The following is a 23,324-nucleotide window of genomic DNA, read 5'->3' on the forward strand; positions in this document are numbered from 1 at the left end:
ACTGAACTTTTTAAATAAATGGTTATCTAAAACGAAAGTATTATGTCAATAAAATTAAATATATTCAAAATCATATTAACTGGAGCAGTTTTTGCGACCAATATGTCATTTGCTCAGCAAAATGTAATTGAAAAAATACGCAAAAATCCTAAAAAACCATTTTCATATGCTGAATTATCTGTAAAAGAAGGCGGAAAATGGCAGGGAAACGAATACATTGGCGGAACTTTTAAAAATGTTAATGAATTAACTCTTCCTGCAGAGCATACCGACCATTCTTATTACATCAGATACGAAGGAATTGGTTTAGAAAACAACCAACTCGGTTACAGATTATACTTAGACTGGAGAAATGCCACTGATATTTTTGGTAAAAAAGTAAATACTTTAGTGTTACCAGAAGTCGGTCAGGACGGTTTTGAAACGTATCACCACGACGCAGCTTGGGGACAAGACATTTTGAAATCAGGCCGTACCATCGGAATCGGGTCTTACGGAAGATATGATGAGCAAAATGATTTTGTTGAAACTTTTAAGATCGTAAAAAATACAACTGCAAAAGTTTTTAATGAAAACGATAAATCTTTTGCAACCATCGATTACAAAGGTTGGAAAACCTGGGGAAAAGCCGTTGACCTTCAATCGAAACTGACTATTTTCAACAAAGACCGTTTTGTGAAAGTTGATTTAAGTTTAGACCAAACACTTTCAGGTTTATGTACTGGAATTGTTGCATTTAAAGACATCCCGATGAAACAGGGAATCAGCAAAAACAAAAAATGGGGCTACATCGCTACTTACGGAACGCAGACTTTAGCCAAAAAAGAAGATAATCTTGGGATGGTTGTGTTCTACCCTATCGAAAGTTTTGATAAATATGTGAAAGCAAAATCTACACATATCATCGTTTTCAAGAAGACAAAAAATATTTCATATTACTTTATGGGAGCCTGGTCGCAAGAGCCGAATGGTTTAAAGACTGAAGAAGAATTCTATAAAGATTTAGATAAAAAATTAGAAATTTTAGATAATAACAATCAACTTTAAAATCGAATGACAATGAGTTTTATTAATCAAAAATTAAAAATATATGCAGTTGCAGTTTTAGGATCGGGAATGTTCTTAGCTTGCGCTCAAACAAAAACAACAGTTGCTTCAAAAGCCTCAAAAGAAACTTCACAGTCAGGAAAAGTAGTTCCTACTAATCTGAAATGGTCAGAAAGAATGATGCTTTCAGAAATGCAGAGATTTCCTGAAGCATGGATGCTTGATTTCAGCAAAAGCCCAAAGTGGACGTATCCTTCAGCAATTGTTTTAGATGGAGCCGAGCAACTTTATATTAAAACAGGTAAAAAAGAATACTACGATTACATCAGTGATTTTGGTGCAAAACTAATCAAAGAAGACGGTACAATTCTTACCTACGATATCGAAAAATACAATATCGATATGTTGAATAGCGGAAACGTATTGCTTTATCTTTATGAAAAAGAGAAAAAAGAAAAATACCTGAAAGCACTGCAAACACTTCGTTTACAAATTGACGGACAGCCAAGAACGAATGAAGGTTCTTTTTGGCATAAAAAAATATATCCTTACCAAGTTTGGTTAGATGGATTATATATGGGAATGCCTTTCTACACGCATTATACAAAAGATTTCACCAAAGGAGCAGATGCTGCAAAAGCGTATGATGATATTGTTTTCCAGTTTGATTCTGTTCAGAAAAATCTTTTAGATAAAAAGACAGGATTGCTGTATCATGCTTGGGATGAAAGCAAAAAAGAAGCTTGGGCAAACAAAGAAACCGGGCTCTCGCCAAATTTCTGGGGAAGAGCAATGGGTTGGTACGGAATGGCAATGGTAGACGTTTTGGATTATTTACCTGAAAACCATCCTGGAAGAGCAAGAATTATTTCTTACATAAAATCTTACTCTGACGCTGTTATTAAATATCAGGATAAAAAATCTGGTCTTTGGTATCAGGTTTTAGATAAGCCATTAGCAAATGGTAATTATGAAGAAGCAACGGCTTCAGCGATGTTTGTCTACACAATGATTAAATCGGTGAACAAAGGTTATCTCCCAAAATCATACAAAGCGGCGGCTAAAAAAGGCTATGACGGAATCATCAAAAACCTGATTACAGTTGATGGAAACGGTGTTGTAAATTTAAATAAATGCTGTGCGGTTGCCGGTTTAGGAGGAAAACCTTACAGAGACGGTTCTTATGAATATTATGTGAATGAAGAAATTCGTTCCAACGACGGAAAAGGAACAGGCCCTTTCATTTTGGCAAGTCTTGAGTTTGAAAAATAATTTTTTGAACCATTAAGCAGATTTAAGAAGTTAAGATTATTAAGGCTAAAGTCATAGAATTTCATTAGGTACATTCCTTAAAGTGAAGCTCAACTTAATTTATCTAAACTCCTTCATTAAATCTTAATAGTTAAATTAAAACATCAAGCCCTTGCTGAGTAAAACGCCTTTGCGATCGAAAAAATACACAGTAAGCCAATAAAAAATTCTTTGCGCTCCTTGCGTTAAAACAGAATCAAATTTTTATGACAATCAAATTTTTAAATATACTTTCAATAACCGCCTTTTCTATTGCATCAACTTATCTAAATGCACAGGAAAAACCATACGTTTCAGAAGTCTGGACTGCCGATCAGGGAAAAACTTACAGAAATCCGATTTTGTATGCAGATTATTCAGATCCTGATGTTACCCGTGTTGGTGATGATTATTATATGACCGCTTCAAGTTTTAACGAAGCTCCAGGGTTACCAATTCTTCATTCAAAAGATATGGTCAACTGGAAATTGGTCAACTATGCTTTGCCAGATGTTTTACCCGCAAAAAACTTCAGCACTCCCAAAAGAGGTGATGGAGTTTGGGCTCCTGCAATCCGTTTTCATCAAGGTGAGTTCTACATTTATTGGGGTGATCCTGATTTCGGAATTTACATGGTAAAAACCAAATATCCATTGGGAAAATGGGAAGATCCTGTTTTGGTGATGGAAGGAAAAGGCTTGATTGATTCTTGTCCGTTTTGGGATGAAGACGGAAGCGCTTACTTAGTTCACGGTTGGGCTGGAAGTCGTGCAGGAGTAAAAAGTTTGCTTTCCATCAATAAAATGAATGCTGAAGGAACAAAAGTTTTAGATAAAGGCGTTCATATTTTTGACGGACACGATGCTCATCCAACCGTAGAAGGTCCGAAAATGTATAAAAAAAATGGTTATTACTATATTTTCGCTCCTGCAGGTGGAGTTGCTACAGGTTGGCAATTGGTTTTAAGGTCTAAAAATATTTACGGGCCTTACGAAGAAAAAATAGTTCTCGAACAGGGAAAAACAAAAATAAACGGACCTCATCAAGGAGCTTGGGTTGACACACCTTCAGGGGAAGACTGGTTCTACCATTTTCAGGATGTGGATGCAGGTGGAAGAATCGTGCATCTTCAACCTATGAAATGGGAAAAAGATTGGCCTGTAATGGGAATCGACAATGATAAAAATGGAATTGGTGAACCTGTTTTAACGTATAAAAAACCAAACGTTGGTAAAACTTATCCAATCGTTACTCCGCCGGAAACGGATGAGTTTGATGGTGAAAAATTAGGTTTACAATGGCAATGGAGCGCCAATGAAAACATCGTTTGGTCTTCCAAACTTCCAGGACAGAAATTTCTGAGATTATTCTCCATGAAAATGGGTGAAAATGATAAAAACCTTTGGAATGTTCCGAATCTTTTGACCCAAAAATTCCCGGCTCCGAATTTTGTGGCTTCCACTAAAGTTAAATTAACTCCGGAAGATGCCAAAGAAGGAAAAACTGCCGGACTTTTAGTAATGGGAATGGATCATGCATCAATTGTTATTACGAACAAAACTGACGGATATTATGTTCAGTTAAGAAAAGCTGAAAAGGCTGAAAAAGGCGGTGAAGAAAAAGTGTTGTTTGAAACTAAATTAAAATCAAACGAAGTTTATTTTAAAGTGAACGTCAACGAGCCGAACGGAATTTGCACATTCAGTTACAGCGAAAACGGTAAGAATTTCATAAAAGTTGGCGAACCATTTCAGGCTAAACCAGGAAAATGGATTGGCGCTAAAGTAGGTTTATATTCTGTAAGCACACAAAAAGCAAACCGTGGTGGCTACGCAGATTTTGAATATTTCAGAGTAACAAAAAATTAATTTAATCTCTCGCAAATTTTGCTGATTTCGTAGATAATTTTAAAATAACTAAAATCTGCGTAATCTGTTTAATCTGCGAGAACTTAAAATACGAAACCTAACGTTTTTTTAAATCCGTTAGGTTTGATAAAATCATCAACAGAAAATTAAAGAATAAATATAATGAAGAAGTCGTTTAAAATCATCAGTCTTGCTGCAGTGATGCTGTTTTCGGGACAGATGTATGCTCAAAATAAAGATATTTACACAGGAATAGAGTTTAAAATGCCGCAGGTAAAAGAAACTTCTTTTCCAGCAAATACAGTTTCTATCAAAGATTTTGGAGGTGTTGCAGGAGGTAAGGTAAAAAATACAGAAGCTTTCAAAAAAGCAATCGACGCTTTGGTAAAAAAAGGAGGTGGTAAACTTGTAGTTCCAAGAGGAATGTGGTTAACCGGACCAATTGTTTTGCAAAGCAACATTAATCTTCATATTGAAGAAGGTGCTTTTGTGGTTTTCAGCAAAGATAAAAACGATTATCCTTTAGTTGATGTAAGTTTTGAAGGCTTGGAAACGATTCGTTGTCAGTCTCCTATTTCTGCAAAAAATGCTAAAAATATTGCAATTACAGGAAAAGGGGTAATCGATGGAAGTGGTGATGCATGGAGAGCCATTAAAAAAAGCAAAATGGCAGAATCTCAATGGAAAGAAATTGTAAAATCTGGCGGAATTCTTTCTGCAGACGGCAAAAACTGGTATCCTTCAGAAAGTTATAAAAAAGGATTCGAAAGCAGCTCGAGCTTCAATGTTCCTGATAAAATTTCAAAATCTGAACTGGAATCTGTAAAAGATTTTCTTCGTCCGGTAATGGTGAGCATCGTTGGTTGTGACCAGGTTTTATTGGATGGACCGACTTTCCAGAATTCTCCGGCTTGGAACTTACATCCATTGATGACTTCAAACTTGATTTTAAGAAATCTTACGGTAAGAAATCCTTGGTATTCTCAAAACGGTGATGGTGTAGATTTGGAATCTTGTAAAAATGTTTTGATTTACGACAATACTTTTGATGTTGGTGACGATGCAATTTGCATTAAATCAGGAAAAAATGAAGACGGAAGAAAAAGAGGAATGCCTACTGAAAATGTAATCATCAAAAATAATGTGGTTTATCACGGTCACGGAGGTTTCGTTATCGGAAGCGAAATGTCTGGTGGCGCTAGAAATATTCATGTTTCAGATTGTACATTTATTGGAACTGATATCGGTCTTCGTTTCAAAACAACTCGTGGAAGAGGTGGTATTGTTGAAAATATTTATGTAAAAAACATCGATATGATTAATATTCCAACTCAAACGATTGGCTTTAATATGTTCTACGAAGGAGCTTCTCCTGTTTTAGAAGACGGACAAAAAGAAGAGGGTAATAAAGCTCCAGAAAAAGTATTTCCGGTAACTGAGGAAACTCCAATTTTTAGAAATATCTATTTTAAAAACATCAATGCGGTAAATTCTGACGAAGCAATTACCATCAATGGGTTGGCTGAAATGAATATTAAAAATATCGTGATTGAAGATTCTCAGTTTGATACAAAGAAAGCATTAACGATTGTAGATGCAGACGGAATTACATTGAAAAACGTAAAACTTACGTACAGCGAAGGAACCGGAGCTGTTGTTTACAACAGTAAAAATATAGATTTATCTACCCTTCAGTTACAATCTTCTCAAAAACCAACAATTAAGGTTTTAGGAAATAAAACATCAGCGGTAAAACTTCCAAAAGAGGTAAAAGGTGAGCAATTAAATATTTCGAAAGAAGTTGCTAAAAATGCAGTGAAGTAAGTTTCGAGGTTCGAGATTCGTGTTGAGAGTTTTGTAATTCTAAATTTTAGTTTCGAGATTCGAGAATTTAAACACAGAAAAAATCTTTGATTTTTAATCTTATGTGTTCTTAAATATTTTCAAAGTTTGAAACTTAAAAGATTGTAATGTGTTAAAAAAACTTTTGTGACTTTTGTGGTTAAACAAAACACCAAATTAATTTTAAAAATGAGTTTTCACAAACTATATTTTCTTTTTGTTTTTTTTGTAGGAGCAAAAGCATTCGGTCAGACAAAGCCGAATGCTACTCCTTACACGAATGAAGCAACATACGAAAAACTGAAAAAAAAGTATCCGTTTATTACTCCTTTAAACAGACCAGTTCCATCGAATATTTTAATCGATAAAGATGTAGAATATGCCAATATCAATGGATTATCTTTAAAAGCAGATATTTATTATCCTAAAGATCAGTCTAAAAAATATTCCGGAATTGCTTTAGTTCACGGTGGTGGCTGGATTTCCGGATCTAAGGAAAACGAAAAATACATGGCTCAGGAATTGGCATCAAAAGGTTACGTTGCCATTGCAGTTGGTTATCGTTTGAGCGAAGTGGCAAAATATCCTGCAGCAATTGACGATGTAGAAAATGCTGTCAAATTTTTAAAGAAAAACAAAAAAAAGTACTCTTTAAATACAAAAAAAATGGCAATCTTAGGAGAATCTGCAGGAGCGCAAATCGCAACATTGGTAGGTGTAAAAGCTAAAAATAAAATCCAGGCAATCGTTAACGTAGACGGAATTGTATCGTTTATTCATCCCGAAGCCGAAGAAAGCACTTACGCAGCTTATTGGTTAAATGGCGACAGAAATGTGAATTTAAAAAACTGGACAGAAGCTTCACCTTTAGAATTTGTGGGTAAAAATACACCTCCTACTCTATTCATCAATTCTTCTCAGTCTCGATTTCATGCAGGAAGAGACGACATGATGAAGATTTTAAAAAGTCATAATATCTTTACCGAATATCACGAAATAAAAGATACACCGCATTCCTTTTGGTCTGCAGAACCTTGGTTCACAGAAACATTGAATCTGACGGTAGATTTTTTAGATAAAACGTTGAAATAAGTTTAGGTTTAGGTTTAGGTTTAGGTTTAGGTTTAGGCAAAATTAAAACGCAAAGATTTAACCTAAATGATGTATAATTTTAGTGAGCAAAGATGAATCAATAAATTGATTTGATTAAGCTCTTGCAATATTTTCAAGCTTAAGCGACTTGTTCGCATCCTTTGCTCCGTTAAGTAAGCGTAAAGAAAAATAAAACTTTGCGTTAAAAAAAATTAAAAATCACTCATAAAATTTGTTATGAAAAAACTTTTTTTAATACTTCTCATTTCAATAACCAATTTTTTATTGGCAGGAAATGAACCTTACATAACAATCACCGTTGCACAAGACGGAAGCGGACAATTCACCTCCATTCAAAAAGCCATCAATTCTATAAGAGATTTAGGTCCGGGTGAAGCTTTGGTTAAAATAAAAGCGGGAACGTATAACGAAAAAATCGTTATTCCTTCTTCAAAACATAAGATCACTTTACAAGGCGAAAACAAGGAAAATACCATTATTACCAACGATGATTACTCAGGAAAAACCGATGCCTTGAATGAGAAAATGACCACTTTCAATTCCTACACGCTTTTAATTATGTCTGATGATATTAAAATTTCTGATGTAACCATTCAAAACAGTTCTTGCAATAAGGGACAAGCTGTTGCTCTTCATGTGGAAGGCGACCGTTTCAGCATTAAAAATTCTAAAATTTTAGGTTGTCAGGATACTGTTTATACAGGCGGAAATCACAGCAGACAATTGTATGAAAACTGTTATATTGAAGGAACAACCGACTTTCTTTTTGGCTCGGCAACTGTAGTGTTCAAAAATTGTACGATTAAAAGTTTAGCCAATTCTTACATTACCGCTGCTTCAACAGACCAAAGTAAAGAGTTTGGATATGTATTTTTCGACTGTAAATTAATTGCGAAAGAAGGCATCAATAAAGTATTCTTGGGAAGACCTTGGAGACCGTACGCAAAAACAGTTTTTATCAATACAGAAATGGGAAATCACATCGTTCCCGAAGGTTGGAATCCCTGGAAAGGCGACAAAATGTTTCCAGACAAAGATAAAACCGCTTATTACGCAGAATTTGGAAGCAAAGGTGAAGGTGGAAAAACTGAAAATCGTGTAGCGTGGTCTCATCAATTAACAAAAAAAGAAGCTAAAAAATATACCATCAAAAATATTTTCGGAAACTGGAATCCGAGTATGAGTAATAAATAATTTGGTAATGAGTAATTATCTTAACTAATAAAGATGCTTCGACTTCGCTCAGCATGACACCGCAACAAAAAGTGCTTTTCATATAAAGCTGTTAGTATTAGAGATGTCATGCTGAGCCTGTCGAAGCATCTCACAAAAATCAATTTTAAAAATGAAAAAAATACTTTTAATTCTAAGCGTTGTAATTTCAACAGTAGTTTTAGCTCAGAAAAAACCAACCCTATTTCTGATTGGTGATTCTACAATGGCAAACAAAGACAATCCTGACAAAAATCCTGAACATGGATGGGGACAGGTTTTAGGGCAATTTATGACCACCGGAATTGAAATTCAGAATCATGCGATGAACGGAAGAAGTTCAAAAAGTTTCAGAACAGAAGGAAGATGGGATAAAGTTGAAAAACAATTGAAAAAAGGTGATTTTGTAATTATCCAATTTGGACATAACGACCAGAAATTAAAAGATTCTACAAAGTTTACCAATCCTTATACTCAGTACAGAGCCAATCTTGAAAGATACGTTAATGAAGCAAGGGCAAAAGGCGCAACACCGATTTTGATGACTTCTATAACAAGAAGAAATTTCAACGAAAATGGAGTTTTAATTGATACCCATAAAGAATATCCTTTGGTGGTAAGAATGGTTGCCAATGATATGAAAGTTCCTTTTGTTGATATGCAATTACTGACCGAGCAAATGGAAATTTCTTACGGTCCTGAAAAATCAAAATTGTTGCATCTACATTTCAAAGCAGGCGAAAATGCATATTATGATAAAGATAAAGCAGACGACACCCATCTATCAAAATTAGGCGCAGAAACCGTAGCAAAACTAGCTGTAAAATCTCTGAAAGATTTAAAAATCGGTTTAGAAAAGTATATAAAATAATTAAAACGACATAGGAAAATGGAGCGTTAAGAAAATTTAAATTCAATCCGTTAAAAAATTTCCACTGTTTGAGCGCGGCAAAAATTATGAAAACAAAACAAATATTAAATCCGCGCGAGTTTTGGAAATTTTAGGATTTAGTTTAAATTTTTAGCGGAAGTTTCCAAGTCTTGAATTTTTGATTCTTTTGTTTCAAGACAAAAGAATATAGTAAAAAATAAAATTATGAATTTCAAAAAAGAACCATTTTTCGACGGCAATTCTGAATGGGAAGATTTAGGAGGCGGAGTTTCCAGACAATTTGTAGGATACAATTCACAGGTAATGATGGTAATTGTAAAATTTGAAAAAGATGCAATTGGAGCTTTACATCAACATTTTCATTCTCAAATTACGTATGTTGCTTCTGGAAAATTTGAAGTAACCATTGATGGTGAAACCAAAATCTTACAACAAGGTGACGGATTTTTTGCCCAACCCAATATTTTTCACGGTGTAAAATGTTTGGAAGCAGGGCAATTGATTGATTCTTTCACTCCATTCAGAGAGGATTTTCTGAAAGATTAATTTACAAACATTCAAACCTAACAGGTTTTAAAAACCTGTTAGGTTTCTTTTAATACACTTTAAAGTAGAAAATTAAAATCATGAAAAAAACCTTTTTCCTCTTCATTATTTTTCTTTTTACACAAACTTTTGCACAGGAAAAAATACTATTCTGGCCAAAAGGCGAAATGCCCAATTCCAAAATTTTAGCTTCTAAAACAAAAAAGAAAAAGGTTTTAGCAGAATTGAAAGAACCTGAGCTTTTTGCTTTCCTGCCTCCAATAAAAGAAAGAAATCAAAAGTCGGTCATCATTATTCCCGGTGGTGGTTATTCAAAACTCACTTATGACGAAGGTGCTTTTCAAATCGCAAAATGGATGAATACTTTGGGAATCTCCGCTTTTGTTCTCAACTACAGATTACCAACTTCTACAGATTTAATTCAAAGAGAAATTGCTCCGCTTCAGGACGTTCAAGCTGCTATCAAATATATTAGAAAAAATGCTGAACAATGGAAGATTTCACCCAATCTTATAGGTGTTGTGGGAACTTCTGCAGGTGGACATTTGGCGACTTCGGTCAGTAATATCAGTACAGATTACACCGGATTAAAAGGCGATTTAGCAAATATTTCCACTATTCCTGACTTTGCCGTTTTGTTTTGTCCGGTCATCGATTTGGGTGAATTTGCTCACAAAGGAAGTCGCAACAGTTTGCTTGGAGAAAATGCTTCAGAGGAAAAAATCACAGAATATTCCATGCAGAATCGTGTGACCGAAAAAACACCACCAACAATTTTGTTCCATAATCAGGATGATACCGCAGTTCCGGCAATGAACAGTATTTTATATTATAAAGCCATGACAAAATATAAAGTGAAAGGTTCTTTATTTATTTTTCCTAAAGGTGGTCATCGTTTTTTTGTTACCGATAAAAATGCACTGAGCGAAAATTGGAAAAAATTGTACGCAGACTGGCTTGCGGGCATTGGTAATAAGTAATGGGTGATAAAAAGATTTGGAAGGAACTGATTTGGGCAGCTGTTCCGCCTTCCACTCCCGCTTTTTTGTTCGTCACATCCCAAGCTAAGTCCAATGGTTCCTCACAAAAAGAGCTCCGTTCAAGTCGGGCTGCAGATTTGTCTTCAAAACAAAATTTATCATCAATTAAAAGAGTATCAATCATTCAGATTTAAAAAATTACCAATGAAAAAATTCATCCTTGTATTCAGCATTTTTCTTGGAATTCAAATTTCAGCTCAACAGAAAATTACGGTTTGGCAAAAAGGAGAAATGCCCAATTCTAAAGGTTTAAAATTAAATATCATTGAGGAAAAAGAAGGCAGAATCACCCAAATTCAGGAAGCTGAACTATTTGCTTTTTTGCCTGCAAAAGAAGAAAGAAAATCAATGGCTGTCATTGTAATTCCTGGAGGTGGTTACAGACATTTAACGTATGATTTGGGTGGTTATTCTTATGCAAAATGGCTCAACACTTTAGGAATCTCGGCTTTTGTTTTGAATTACCGTTTGCCCACTTCTCCAGATTTAAAGCAAAGAGAACTTGGTCCACTTCAGGATATTCAGGCTGCGATAAAATTAATAAGAAAAAACGCTGCTCAATACGGAATTTCGCCCGACCAGATTGGAGTTTTAGGAACTTCCGCAGGTGGACATTTAGCCGCAATGGCAAGTAATATTTCTACAGATTACACCGAATTGAAAGGTGATTGGTCAACTATTTCTACAGTTCCCAATTTTGTGATTCTGGTTTCTCCGGTGATTGATTTGGGAGAATTTGCACACAAAGGAAGCCGAGACAATTTATTAGGTCAAAATGCTTCGCAGCAATTGATTTCAGAATATTCTATGCAAAACAGAGTGACTGAAAAAACTCCTCCTACAATTTTATTTCATGCTCAAAATGACAATGCCGTTCCCGTAATCAACAGTATTTTGTATTACGAAGCGATGATTAAAAATAAAGTGATAGGCGCAATGTTTATTTTCCCAAAAGGTGAACACAATATTGGAATTTCAAATAAAACTGAACTGACGGATAATTGGAAAAAACTGTGTACGAACTGGCTTGATGAGATGGGTAATAAGTAATCGGTAATGAGTAATATTAAAATTTAACGCAAAGGTTTTTATTTAAACCTCTTGTAATTTAAGGAGCAAAGGTTGCGACAAGTCGCTGATGAAGCTTGAAAATATATCCGGTTTAAGCAATTGAAATTAAAATTAAAACATCAGCTTAAAAATCAATTCATTGATTATCCTTTGCTCCTTAAATAACACATCTCAAAACAAAATCTTTGCGTTAAAAAAAATCGAATCAAATTATTATCAAAATTTATAAAATGTTAAAAAACATTCAATATAAAATCTTGCTTTTAGCTTTCGGAACTTTGGTTTCAATTTCCGTTCAGGCTCAGCAAAATTTAAAATTAACTTATAATAAACCCGCAGAAAACTGGAACGAAGCTTTGCCCATCGGAAACGGAAGATTGGGTGCAATGGTTTTTGGAGGCGCTATTAAGGAACATCTTCAGTTGAATGAAGAAACAATTTGGGCGGGTGAACCGGGAAATAATGTTCCGAAAAATACATTTGACAGCATTCAGAAAGTGCGTAGATTGATTAACGAAAATCAGTTTGAAAAAGCACAGGATTTAACCAATAAAACTTATCCCCGACAAGCTCCGAAAAACCTGAATTACGGAATGCCTTATCAAACGATGGGCGATTTATTTTTAGATTTTAAAGGTCACGAAAATTTCAAAAATTATACCCGAACTTTAGATATCGAAAAAGCAATCAGCAACGTTTCTTATGAAGTGAATAACGTTGTTTTCAAACGTGAAATCTTCTCTTCTTTTGCTGATAATGTGATAATAATTAAGCTATCTTCAAATAAAAAAGGAAGTTTAAATTTTTCTATCAATGCATCAACTCCACACAAAATCAATTCAATTTTTACAGAGAAAAACCAATTGGTTATTAACGGAACGAGTGGTTCGGTAGACAATAAAGTCGGAAAGATCAACTTTAAAACAGTCGCTTTTCCTGTTTTAAAAGGTGGAAAATTAACCTCAACCAAAGATAAACTTGAAATTTCAGGAGCTGATGAGGTGGTAATTTATGTTTCAATTGCAACCAATTTCAAAAAATACAATGACCTTTCGGGAAATCCAGACGCAAGAGTTTCAGACTATTTAAATAAAGCTTTAAGCAAAAAATATAATGATGAATTAAAAGCTCATGTCGAAAAATATCAGAAGTATTTTAAACGGGTAAGCTTAAATTTAGGAACAACCGAACAGGCTAAGAAAACAACAGAAGTAAGAATTAAGGAATTCGGAACTTCGAATGACCCCGATTTGGTGGCTTTATATTTTCAGTTTGGACGCTATCTTTTGATTTCTTCTTCGCAACAGGGAACACAACCTGCCAACTTACAAGGAATCTGGAATTATCAGCTGAATCCAGCTTGGGACAGCAAATACACGGTGAACATCAATACCGAAATGAATTATTGGCCTGCAGAAAATACCAACCTCAGCGAAATGCACGAGCCTTTGTTTGATATGATTCAGGATTTGTCGGTCACAGGACAAGAATCTGCCAAAGAAATGTATAAAGCAAGAGGCTGGAATATGCATCACAATACCGATCTGTGGAGAATTACCGGTATTGTTGACGGCGGTTTCTACGGAATGTGGCCAATGGGAGGAGCTTGGCTTACACAACATGTTTGGAATCATTATTTGTATACCGGAGATAAAGAATTTTTAAAGAAAAACTATGAAGTTTTGAAAGGTTGTGCATTGTTCTACTTAGATGTTCTTCAGCAAGACCCATCTAAAAAATATTTGGTGATTTCACCATCAATGTCGCCTGAAAATAAATACTTTAAAAATGTAAGCATCACGGCTGGAACAACGATGGATAATCAATTGGTTTTTGATGTATTTAATAATTTCATTAATGCTTCAAAAATTTTAAATCAGGATACAAATCTTTCGGAGGAAATAAAAATTGCTTTATCTAAACTTCCGCCAATGCAGATCGGGCAACACGTTCAATTACAGGAATGGTTGGCCGATATGGACAGAACCGATGACAAACACAGACATATTTCGCATTTATACGGATTGTTTCCTTCGGGGCAGATTTCTCCTTTCAGAAACCCTGATTTGGCAGAAGCAGCCAAAAATTCAATGATCTATCGTGGCGACAAATCTACAGGTTGGTCGATGGGTTGGAAAGTCAATTGGTGGGCAAGATTATTGGATGGAAATCGGGCTTTTAAATTAATTTCAGATCAATTAAGTCCTGCTCCGATGGAAATTAAAGGTCAATCGGGAGGAACTTATCCCAATCTTTTGGATGCGCATCCGCCGTTCCAAATCGACGGAAATTTTGGATGTACTTCAGGAATCGCTGAAATGTTACTTCAAAGTTATGACGGTTATATTTACCTATTACCTGCGCTTCCCGATGCTTTACCCAATGGTTCGGTGAAAGGATTAAAAGGAAAAGGTGGTTTTGAAATTGATATGGATTGGAAAAATTCTAAACTAACAAAACTAACTGTAAGATCGACTTTAGGTGGAAATGCGAGAATAAGAGTGGCGAAAGATTTAAATTTAAAATCTAAAACAAAAGTTGCCGCAGCAAAAGGAGAAAATTCAAATGAATATTATCAGGTAAATTCTATTAAAATTCCTTTAAAATCAAATACATCAGAATTAAAAGGTTTTGCTGTTCCGGATACGGAAATATTTGATTTTAAAACGAAAAAAGGAGGAGTTTACATTTTTGAAGTGAAGTAATTTTTGCCACGAATGCAAAACATTAAAAAATAACGTTTATCATTTTCATAAAATTAATTTATAATCAATGCGCAATCGGTTGAATTAAATTAATATTTAACAAATAATATTTATGGATATTTTTTAATCAATAAATTTGGTTTTTAAATAAATATTTATAATTTTACACCACTAAATAAACAAAACTTTTAACTATGAAAATCAATTTCAAGGCAACTATATCTATAGTTGCTCTCAGTACAGCTTTTGCATTAATCGGATGTAGACATGACGACATCAAAAGTGAGTTCTCTGAAAATCCTAATCAAAACAGTATTGAAAATGCATTTGCAGCGAAAACCGTCGTTCCTCTTGCGAACTGTGTTGCTCCGGGATGGGCTTCTCAGAATGGCGGAACCACAGGAGGCGGAACTGCTGCTGAAACTACCGTAACAACTTACGCTCAGCTAAAATCGGCAATTGAGAACACTGCCGTGAAGGTCATCAAAGTTACAGGAACTATCACCATCACCACCCGATTATCTCTTCAGGATCAAACCGGAAAAACAATCTACGGAATAAGCGGTGCAAAACTTGTTTCAACCAATCAGACCAAAGACGGTTCTGGAATTATCAACATTAAAAGATGTAACAATATTATCGTTAGAAACCTGATTTTTGAAGGTCCGGGAGCTTACGACACCGATGGTTGGGATAATGCCATTCTGGATGATTGCCGAAATGTCTGGATTGACCACTGCGAATTCAGAGATGGTGTAGATGGAAACTTCGACATCAAAAACAAATCAGATTATATTACGGTTTCTTATACCAAATTCCATTATTTAAAAACTCCAAAAGCGGGTGGTTCTGGTGGAACTGATGATCACAGATTTTCTAATTTAATTGGTTCCAGCGACGGTGCAACAGCCGATGCAGGAAAACTAAATGTAACTTTTGTACGTTGCTGGTGGGCTCCGGGATGCAGAGAGCGTATGCCAAGGGTAAGATTTGGTAAAATCCATATCCTAAACAGTTATTTTAACAGTTCTGTGAGCAACAAATGTATTGCAGCGGGAGTTCAGGCAAATATTCGTGTAGATGGAAATGTATTTGAAAATGTAAAAGAACCTATCAATTTAATGAGCGGATATACTGCGGTAACCGTTACTTCAAACAATACATTTACGAATGTTACGGGTAATAAAACAGGAAGTGGAACTGCATTTACCCCACCATATTCTATTCCTACTTTGTCGCTTTCTTCAGTAAAATCTGATGTTACTGCTAATGCAGGAGCCACTTTATCAGGAAATATCTGTGAGAGCTACTAAGTTCTAAATAGTACTTTTATTAATGAAAAAATCCTGATGTTTTGTGCATCAGGATTTTGTTTTTATTCGGAAATTTTATTCTTTTTCAGCCATTTCGGAAAATCATTTTCAATCAGCTTGGTTCCGGCTTCGTTGTACCAACTGTACCCCATTCTACGCTCTTCAGAAACTTCTTCATAATTGAATTTTACGCTTCCGTCACGGTCACCAAAAATTGGTTTATTGGTCGGAATATCATAAAATCTTGCCCAAACCGCCGAACCTTCTTTTTTAGATAAAACACGTACAGCATTTCCACCATCTCTGGAAACATTGTAAGTATAGCCGTCGATTTTACTTTCTTTAAACCATTGTATTGCCGATTTAATTGATTTTTCAATCTCCGGAGTTAAAGGTTGCATCATTAGAAACTTCACAATGTTTACCGATTCTCCACTTGCCAATGACATCGGTTCAAAAGCTCTTGCTTTTTCCGGTTTTAAAGTAACTTCGTTGTACTGATCAGCCCAGATTGACAATTTTCCGTTTTGCAGAACCTGAGTTTTCAAAATACAGGCAATTCCCTTTTGCAAAGCCGCTTTCGACTTATCTTTCAACTGATAATTTACGGCATCAAAACCTTCTTTGCCTTCAGAAATATTATATAAAACCGTTAAAACGTTAATCATTGCATTATCATTGTAGGTCACCTGCTTCCTATAAATCGCAGAGTTTGGGAAATACTGTGGAAAACCACCATTCTGATATTGCATCGACAGCAAATATTCGATTCCTTTTTCAGCAGATTTCAGATATGCAGGATTTTTTGTTGTACTGTATGCTTTTATCAATCCATTGATCTCTTTCGACGTTGCATTGTTGTCGATTGTTGCAAGATCATTATTTCCTGCTTTAATTATTTTTAAAAGCTGAGTATCTATTTTTTGAGTATAGTCTACATTTTTTTTATCGCTCCTATGTTTTCCCCAACCACCGTTTGGAAGCTGATAGATCATCATTTTTTCCGCCAAAGTATCTTTTACCTGCGCCGAAATCCCTGAAAATGCCAAACAAAAAACAGCAACTGAAAGTTTTGATTTAATCATTTTTAAATTTATTTAACGGTAATTAGTAATGGATTGGCAACTATTTTAGATTGCTTCTGCAAAATGTTTTCCCAATCTTTCTGAGTTTGGATCTGTCCGCTTTTCTGCCATGCAAAACCCGCATAATACGTCAGTTTTTTCTGTGGTTTTGTAACCACCAACAGATTACTCTGATCCGGCGTTTCAGATTTAAAAGCTACAGATTTTTCTACAATTTCAGGATTTACTACAATTCCTTCACCAACAAAAGCATCATCTATTTTTTCCCAGTGAAGATAATATCCGTTTTTATCATTCAGTTTAGATTCGCCTTCATTTTTATGTAATGTAATTCCAATTGTGTAATTTGGAACTTGTTTTTCTGTTTCAAAAATAGATTCAAACTTAGAAAAATTAGAACCCAAATCGAGAGAAATTCGTTTCGTTTCTTTTACATCAAAATCGCTCCACGGTGCATACGTCAATTCGAAAATAGTTCTCAACGGACCTTCAGCAATTGTTTTAGAACTTGTGAAATTTTTTGAAACCTGCAGTTTTTCATCTTTCCAGATTCCGATTCCTCCTGTTCCACGGCTGTCTCCAACGTGATAAGGATCGTAACCTTCTCCTCTCGTATCTCTGTGATAATACATAGGATCTGTAAGATAACCTTTGTACCATTCGTTGATAACTGATTTTTCAGTTCTTTTAAACCAAATATCGACTCCGCTCGAAAGCGTGCTTCCTTTTACTCCCGCTAAAGCTTCAGCCTGACCTTTCGGGCCGTAAACTCTGAATGCAATTTTATCGTTTTCCCAGGTATAATCATCAACTCTTTCAGGAACCAATCTTGAATAAGTAGTTAATTTACTTTCAGGAACTGCTGTTTTAGGATCAGCAATAATTTTATAAGAATTTGTTTTCTTCGCATCTACTTTTGCCTGAAAAAGAACCTCATCGTTTTTTCCGTCTCCATCATTATCAATCCACTGAATGGTAAGATAATTATTTTGAGCATCTTTAATCCTTAAATCTTCTGCCTTGTTTTTCCCTAAAAATACCTTCAGCTGATCAATTGAAAGAGAAACAATTTCATTTCGAGCAAAATCCTGAGTATTTTTAACCTGAATTAAAGTTTGTGCATTCATGAAATTTGTACAAATGCAAACGATTGCACAACTTAATCCGATTATTCCTTTTTTATTCATAAACATGAAATGTTATTTTATCAAAAGTAAAAATAAATCACTAAATGCAAATCATTATTCACCTTAAAACTTTCTTAAAAGATGAAAATTGATTTTTAATCTCTGAAAATTTTGTAAATTAGATTTTCTTCAAACACATGGAAAACAAATTTGAATTTACCGAAAGGCAAAGATTTACTCAATGGTGGCTTTGGTTATTACTTTCCGCAGTAATGATTTACACCATTTATAATTTTATTGAGGAACGTCTATATTTTTCTAACCTTGAATTAGCCTTATCATTTGTTATCCCAACTCTTGTCATCATTTTATTTCTTGTTATCAGATTAGAAACCAAGATTGATGCACAGGGAATTTCTGTGCGATTTTTTCCGTTTCAAATTACATTCAGATATTATCCTTGGAGGAATATTAAAAAAGCTTATGTCAGAAAATATTCACCATTAACAGAATACGGAGGTTGGGGATTGCGACAAGGTCTTTTCGGAAAAGGAAAAGCTTATAATGTAAAAGGAAATCAGGGTTTGCAAATTATTTTAAATGATGAGAAAAAGGTTTTGATTGGAACGCAGAAACAAAATGAATTGAAGCTGTATTTAGAAAATTCAAAAAAAATGTAATTCCCAACTCTTTCCAGAATCATTATCTACCTTTGTTGTATGAAAATCCTTGTTGTAGAAGATGAAAAAGAACTTTTAAGATCCATTCATGATTCTTTGATTCAGGAGCAGTTTCTTATTGAGACCGCAGAAAATTATCATTCAGCGAGCGAAAAAATTGCTTTATACACTTACGATTGTATTCTACTGGATATAATGCTTCCGGGCGGAAATGGTCTGCAACTTCTTCAACAACTTAAAGACATGGGAAAATCGGAAAATGTGATCATTATTTCAGCAAAAGATTCTCTCGACGATAAACTGACAGGATTGGAACTCGGAGCCGATGATTATTTAACCAAACCTTTTCATAATGCCGAGCTCAACGCCAGAATAAAAGCTGTTCTCCGAAGAAAAAATCAGGAAGGTAAAAACAGTATTGAGATTGCCAATATTGAGCTGGATCTTACGGAACGAACTTTTATTGTGGATGGGGAAAATATTACCCTTAACCGAAAAGAGTTTGATATTCTTCATTTTTTTCTGCTTAATAAAAAACGTTTAGTAACCAAAACAGCTTTGGCAGAACATGTTTGGGGAGATCATATTGATCAGGCAGATAATTTTGATTTTATTTATTATCAGATTAAAAATTTAAGAAAAAAACTACAGCAATCGAATGCCGAAATTGAGATCGAAGCAGTCTACGGAATCGGTTACAAATTGATAGAAAAATGAAACTGCTCAATAAATCTATTCTTCATCTGATGACCTATCTTTTGCTGATCGTAAGTTTATGGTCAGTGATTTTTTATTTCAATATGCTCGATGAAATCAAAGGAAGTGTAGATGAAGAATTAGAAAACTATAAAAGACAGATTGTTTTTAAGGCAGAAAAAGATACTACGATTTTGCAGCAAAAAACTTTTGACGAAGGTTTTTTTTCCGTTAATAAAATAAGTGAAGAAGAAGCTCTTAATTTTAAAGATACTTATGAAGACACTGAAATCTATGCACAGGATGCCGACGACGAAGCTCCGGAATTAGAACCCGTAAGAATTTTAACTACTGTTTTTGAACAAAATGGAAGCTTTTATCAACTTAAGATCTTCAACAATATGGTTGAGGAAGACGATCTTGTAAAAGAATTGCTTTGGGATGCTGCAGGATTATACGTTCTTTTGATTTTCAGTATTTTGATGATTAACAATATTGTATTACAAAGACTTTGGAAGCCTTTTTATGAACTTCTTGATGAGCTTAAAAATTACCGTTTAGGAATCAGCAAAAGTCTTCCGAATGTTGAAACAAAAACTAAAGAATTCAGTGATTTGCAGGATGCTGTGACTACGCTACTACAATACAGTGAAAAAAGTTATGAACAGCAAAAAGAATTTATCGGAAATGCTTCTCACGAACTTCAGACCCCTTTAGCAATTGCTATCAGTAAGCTTGAGCTGTTGATTGAAAAAGAAAATTTCACAGAAAATCAGGCAGAAAAAATTGCCGAGGTTATGGAAATTATCGAAAGATTGGTTCGTCTCAATAAATCGCTTCTTTTGCTTACAAAAATTGAAAACAAACAGTTTTTTGACAATCACGAAATTAAAGTCAATGATATTATTGAAAAAAATATAGAAGATCTTAGTGATATTGCTGAGTTTAAAGAAGTCGAAATCATTTTTTCTGAAAACAGCGAACTTTTGGTAAAAGCTGATGCCGCATTGATTAACATTATCGTTTCTAATTTATTGCGAAATGCTATTTTCCACAATATAAAATCCGGAAAAGTGGAGGTGAAAATTGAGGCTAAAAAATTATGTGTTCTCAATACCGGAACAGATCATTCTTTAAACCATGAAAAGATATTTACACGTTTTCAGAAATCTGAGCAACATCAATCAGGAAGCGGTTTGGGATTGGCGATTGTAAAAGCCATTGTAGAATTGTATGATTTTTCAGTTTTTTATGATTTTAAAAATGGAATGCATGAATTTTCGGTGAATTTTTAGATTTTTATAAAGTATTTCTATTCTAAATATTCGTTTAAATTTTATCATTTTTTATAAAGATAGCGCTCCTACGGAGCGCATTTTTTTATAATATCTTTTCTACAAAGGTTTTGCTCCTACGGAGCAAAATTCAAGTTTCATTTCTCAAAGTATTTTAGCTCTCGCAGATTTTGCAAATTACGCAGATCAATTAAATCTGCTAAATCTTTGTAAATCTGCGAGAGAATAAATTTAAAGCTAGCAAAAAATTAATTTTTAATTTTTAATTTTTAATTTTTAATTTTTAATTTTTAATTTTTAATTTTTAATTTTTAATTATAAAAAAATTCCCATTTCTTTCCAGATTTCTTCCCAAAATTTTCCCAATTCGTACCGTTGATTTGCTGTATGAAAACAACAAAACTAATTTTAGCAGTAGGAATTTTAAATATTTTAGGATGCTTTTCAGCATTCGCACAAACACAGTCTAAACCTGTAAAAGTATCTCATGCTGAACCTATTTTTCAGGATTTGGTGAGAGACCTTGGTGCAAGAAAAGGCGAAAAAGAATTTAATTTAGGAGCTGATTTTTCAAGTGGAAAAAATTACAGAGAAAACGGATATTTAGCCGAATATGAGTTTGCACCGATGAACAGATTAGGTTTAGAAGTAGAAACTGATTTCTCTTTTTTCAGTCCTAAAAACAATGCAACCAAAGAACAAATTCCAGGAAACCGATTAGACGGGCTCCGACTTTCTGCGCAGTACACTTTTTTTGTTTCGGAAAAATCTCAGACTTCTTTAGCTTTAGGATATACTCAGGTTATCGAATTTACAGATTTCAAAAATTATGGAAAAGGGAAATTTATTACAGGTTTAGTGTACAGTCCGTTTTTTATAGCAGCTAAAAAGTGGGGTTCTCATATTCACACTTTGGTTTACACCTATCCGATGATTCAGCATCAAATGGGAGAAAATAGCACTCCGGTCGATTGGCAGATCAATAGTTCGGTGATGTATTCTTTACCCAATTCAGGTTATTTTATTGGGATGGAGGTCAATAAAGAAATCAGTCACGGAAAAATGTTGGTAACGCTTCGTCCGCAAGTCAAAATTAAGCTTGATTCTCATTTTGCTGTAGGAATCGTGACGGGAATTCCTGTTTCTCATGATAAAGAAAATATTTCTTCGTTTTTCAGATTGGTTTATGAACTTTAATTTTATAACTTCAGCCTTATAATTCGTAAGAATTTTATCAAAAAATCAAGTTTAAACTCTCGTAGATTTTGCAAATAATCCGCACGAGAGATTATCGCAAATCCTTTTTAATAACCAAATATTTTAAATCAGTCGTTCCGGCATTGCTGATTCCATGCTCTGAATTTGGCGGACAATACAAACTCGTATTTGGACCGACTGTTTTTGTTTTTCCATCAAGATAGAAAGCTGCTTTTCCTTCGAGAATATAGAAAAATTCTTCTTCGGGGTGACGGTGGGGAGCATGTGTAGATTTTCCCGGTTCTACAATACTCATTTTTAAAGTATTTTCTTCCGTGAAATTTTTATCTCCAAAATAATATTGATAACCAACTTTTGTCTTTGTAGCTTTCGATACATCAAATTCGTTGACACAATTTTCAATGGTATAATTGATAGGTTCTTTAGTTTTTTGAGCGACTACAATCTGTTGAAACAGAATACAAACCAATATTGCTGTAATAAATTTTAATCTTTCCATATTCTGTAATGATATGAAAAAAATTGCTTAGACGCAAAGTCGCAAAAATTTTCTTTATCAATTCAAACTTTAAGGCGCAAGAATTTTATCAAAGATAAAATATTAACTCTCGCAGATTTTGCTGATAAAACGGATTTTATTAATCTGCTTAATCAGCGAGAGATAAATTATCAAGAAGCTTATTTTCCTAAACTCGACTTAACAACTTAATAAATCTTAATGATTAAAAATCTAGATTCACTTTAGTTTTATTCCCAAATGTTTCCAGAATCGTGTCGGAAATTAGCAGTATAAATATTTACATTATGAAAAATTTAATTTTAACAATCAGCATTTTAGGTTTAAGTATTACCAATATTTCAGCGCAGGATATTCATCAGAGCGAAGTTCCTTCGGTGATTTTAAATCATTTCCAAAAATCATTTCCAAAAGCAGCCGATATCGACTGGGAAATTAAAGGCAACCTTTATGAAGTAGAATTTGAAACCGGGCTTTTAGGTGATGACCATAAAGTTTTGTATTCCAAAGACGGAAAACTGGTAAGACATGAAGAAGAAATCTCAAAAAGTAATCTTCCAAAAACGATTTTAGCTTCAATTAAAAGATCATTTAATGGCTACAGAACAGATGATATTAAAAAAATTACAGAGGGTGGAAAAGTAATTTACAACGTAGAATTGAAAAATTATTCTCAGGAATGGAAAGTAATTTTTGATGCGCAAGGAAGAATTTTGCAGAAGAGAGAAGATTAATTTTTAACCCGCTATTTATATTTCATCTTAAAT

20 protein-coding genes are annotated in these 23,324 nt (G+C 34.2%); 17 read left to right on the forward strand and 3 right to left on the reverse strand.

What is annotated here, in order from left to right; genetic code table 11:
• Window positions 1-42: 42 nt before the first annotated feature.
• The 12 genes from OEW74_RS14410 to OEW74_RS14465 all read left to right on the forward strand — a co-directional run bounded on the left by OEW74_RS14410 (window position 43) and on the right by OEW74_RS14465 (window position 15,939).
• Window positions 43-1,047: a DUF4861 family protein gene (locus OEW74_RS14410; protein WP_265429144.1), complete on the forward strand. Its 1,005-nt coding sequence runs from the start codon at window positions 43-45 to the stop codon at window positions 1,045-1,047.
• A 12-nt stretch (window positions 1,048-1,059) separates the two neighbouring features.
• Complete coding sequence (locus tag OEW74_RS14415) at window positions 1,060-2,319, forward strand: glycoside hydrolase family 88/105 protein (protein WP_265429145.1); 1,260 nt, start codon at window positions 1,060-1,062, stop codon at window positions 2,317-2,319.
• A 245-nt stretch (window positions 2,320-2,564) separates the two neighbouring features.
• Window positions 2,565-4,205 (forward strand): glycoside hydrolase 43 family protein, encoded by a 1,641-nt coding sequence (locus tag OEW74_RS14420; protein WP_265429146.1) that lies wholly within the window; start codon window positions 2,565-2,567, stop codon window positions 4,203-4,205.
• Window positions 4,206-4,367: 162 nt separating this feature from the next.
• Window positions 4,368-6,029: a glycoside hydrolase family 28 protein gene (locus OEW74_RS14425; RefSeq protein ID WP_265429147.1), complete on the forward strand. Its 1,662-nt coding sequence runs from the start codon at window positions 4,368-4,370 to the stop codon at window positions 6,027-6,029.
• Window positions 6,030-6,236: 207 nt separating this feature from the next.
• On the forward strand, window positions 6,237-7,139 hold the full coding sequence (locus tag OEW74_RS14430) for an alpha/beta hydrolase (RefSeq protein ID WP_265429148.1): 903 nt from the start codon (window positions 6,237-6,239) through the stop codon (window positions 7,137-7,139).
• Between the two features lie 237 nt (window positions 7,140-7,376).
• Window positions 7,377-8,354 (forward strand): pectinesterase family protein, encoded by a 978-nt coding sequence (locus OEW74_RS14435; RefSeq protein ID WP_265429149.1) that lies wholly within the window; start codon window positions 7,377-7,379, stop codon window positions 8,352-8,354.
• Between the two features lie 151 nt (window positions 8,355-8,505).
• Window positions 8,506-9,243 (forward strand): rhamnogalacturonan acetylesterase, encoded by a 738-nt coding sequence (locus tag OEW74_RS14440; protein WP_265429150.1) that lies wholly within the window; start codon window positions 8,506-8,508, stop codon window positions 9,241-9,243.
• Window positions 9,244-9,468: 225 nt separating this feature from the next.
• Window positions 9,469-9,810, forward strand: coding sequence for a cupin domain-containing protein (locus OEW74_RS14445; RefSeq protein WP_265429151.1), 342 nt, complete (start codon window positions 9,469-9,471; stop codon window positions 9,808-9,810).
• An 80-nt stretch (window positions 9,811-9,890) separates the two neighbouring features.
• A complete protein-coding gene (locus OEW74_RS14450) occupies window positions 9,891-10,790 on the forward strand; it encodes an alpha/beta hydrolase (RefSeq protein ID WP_265429152.1) in 900 nt (299 codons plus the stop codon).
• A 204-nt stretch (window positions 10,791-10,994) separates the two neighbouring features.
• Complete coding sequence (locus OEW74_RS14455; protein ID WP_265429153.1) at window positions 10,995-11,900, forward strand: alpha/beta hydrolase; 906 nt, start codon at window positions 10,995-10,997, stop codon at window positions 11,898-11,900.
• Between the two features lie 251 nt (window positions 11,901-12,151).
• Window positions 12,152-14,626, forward strand: a complete 2,475-nt coding sequence (locus OEW74_RS14460; RefSeq protein WP_265429154.1) for a glycoside hydrolase family 95 protein — start codon at window positions 12,152-12,154, stop codon at window positions 14,624-14,626.
• 194 nt (window positions 14,627-14,820) lie between these two features.
• Window positions 14,821-15,939 (forward strand): pectate lyase family protein, encoded by a 1,119-nt coding sequence (locus OEW74_RS14465; protein WP_265429155.1) that lies wholly within the window; start codon window positions 14,821-14,823, stop codon window positions 15,937-15,939.
• Window positions 15,940-16,001: 62 nt separating this feature from the next.
• Here OEW74_RS14465 and pelA read toward each other — a convergent pair whose 3' ends face one another.
• The gene (gene pelA / locus OEW74_RS14470) at window positions 16,002-17,024 is read right to left on the reverse strand and encodes a pectate lyase (protein WP_265429156.1); all 1,023 of its coding nucleotides are present in this window, start codon (window positions 17,022-17,024) and stop codon (window positions 16,002-16,004) included.
• 8 nt (window positions 17,025-17,032) lie between these two features.
• Window positions 17,033-18,211: a DUF4861 family protein gene (locus tag OEW74_RS14475; RefSeq protein ID WP_265429157.1), complete on the reverse strand. Its 1,179-nt coding sequence runs from the start codon at window positions 18,209-18,211 to the stop codon at window positions 17,033-17,035.
• A 137-nt stretch (window positions 18,212-18,348) separates the two neighbouring features.
• Between OEW74_RS14475 and OEW74_RS14480 the strand changes: the two genes are divergently transcribed.
• From OEW74_RS14480 to OEW74_RS14495, 4 genes are all read left to right on the forward strand, one after another.
• The gene (locus OEW74_RS14480; RefSeq protein WP_265429158.1) at window positions 18,349-18,831 is read left to right on the forward strand and encodes a hypothetical protein; all 483 of its coding nucleotides are present in this window, start codon (window positions 18,349-18,351) and stop codon (window positions 18,829-18,831) included.
• Between the two features lie 39 nt (window positions 18,832-18,870).
• Window positions 18,871-19,548 carry a response regulator transcription factor gene (locus OEW74_RS14485; protein ID WP_265429159.1) on the forward strand — a complete coding sequence of 226 codons (678 nt, stop codon included), beginning with the start codon at window positions 18,871-18,873 and terminating at the stop codon, window positions 19,546-19,548.
• Window positions 19,545-20,822, forward strand: coding sequence for a sensor histidine kinase (locus OEW74_RS14490; RefSeq protein WP_265429160.1), 1,278 nt, complete (start codon window positions 19,545-19,547; stop codon window positions 20,820-20,822). The genes OEW74_RS14485 and OEW74_RS14490 overlap by 4 nt, the downstream gene beginning before the upstream one ends.
• 387 nt (window positions 20,823-21,209) lie before the next feature.
• Window positions 21,210-22,019 (forward strand): HAEPLYID family protein, encoded by an 810-nt coding sequence (locus OEW74_RS14495; RefSeq protein ID WP_265429161.1) that lies wholly within the window; start codon window positions 21,210-21,212, stop codon window positions 22,017-22,019.
• 91 nt (window positions 22,020-22,110) lie between these two features.
• On the opposite strand, the gene OEW74_RS14500 is transcribed toward OEW74_RS14495, so the two are convergent.
• The gene (locus OEW74_RS14500; RefSeq protein WP_265429162.1) at window positions 22,111-22,539 is read right to left on the reverse strand and encodes a cupin domain-containing protein; all 429 of its coding nucleotides are present in this window, start codon (window positions 22,537-22,539) and stop codon (window positions 22,111-22,113) included.
• Window positions 22,540-22,844: 305 nt separating this feature from the next.
• Between OEW74_RS14500 and OEW74_RS14505 the strand changes: the two genes are divergently transcribed.
• Window positions 22,845-23,291 (forward strand): PepSY-like domain-containing protein, encoded by a 447-nt coding sequence (locus OEW74_RS14505; protein WP_265429163.1) that lies wholly within the window; start codon window positions 22,845-22,847, stop codon window positions 23,289-23,291.
• Window positions 23,292-23,324 lie beyond the last annotated feature (33 nt).

Source organism: Chryseobacterium sp. YIM B08800, from assembly GCF_026163565.1.
Lineage (GTDB): Bacteria > Bacteroidota > Bacteroidia > Flavobacteriales > Weeksellaceae > Chryseobacterium.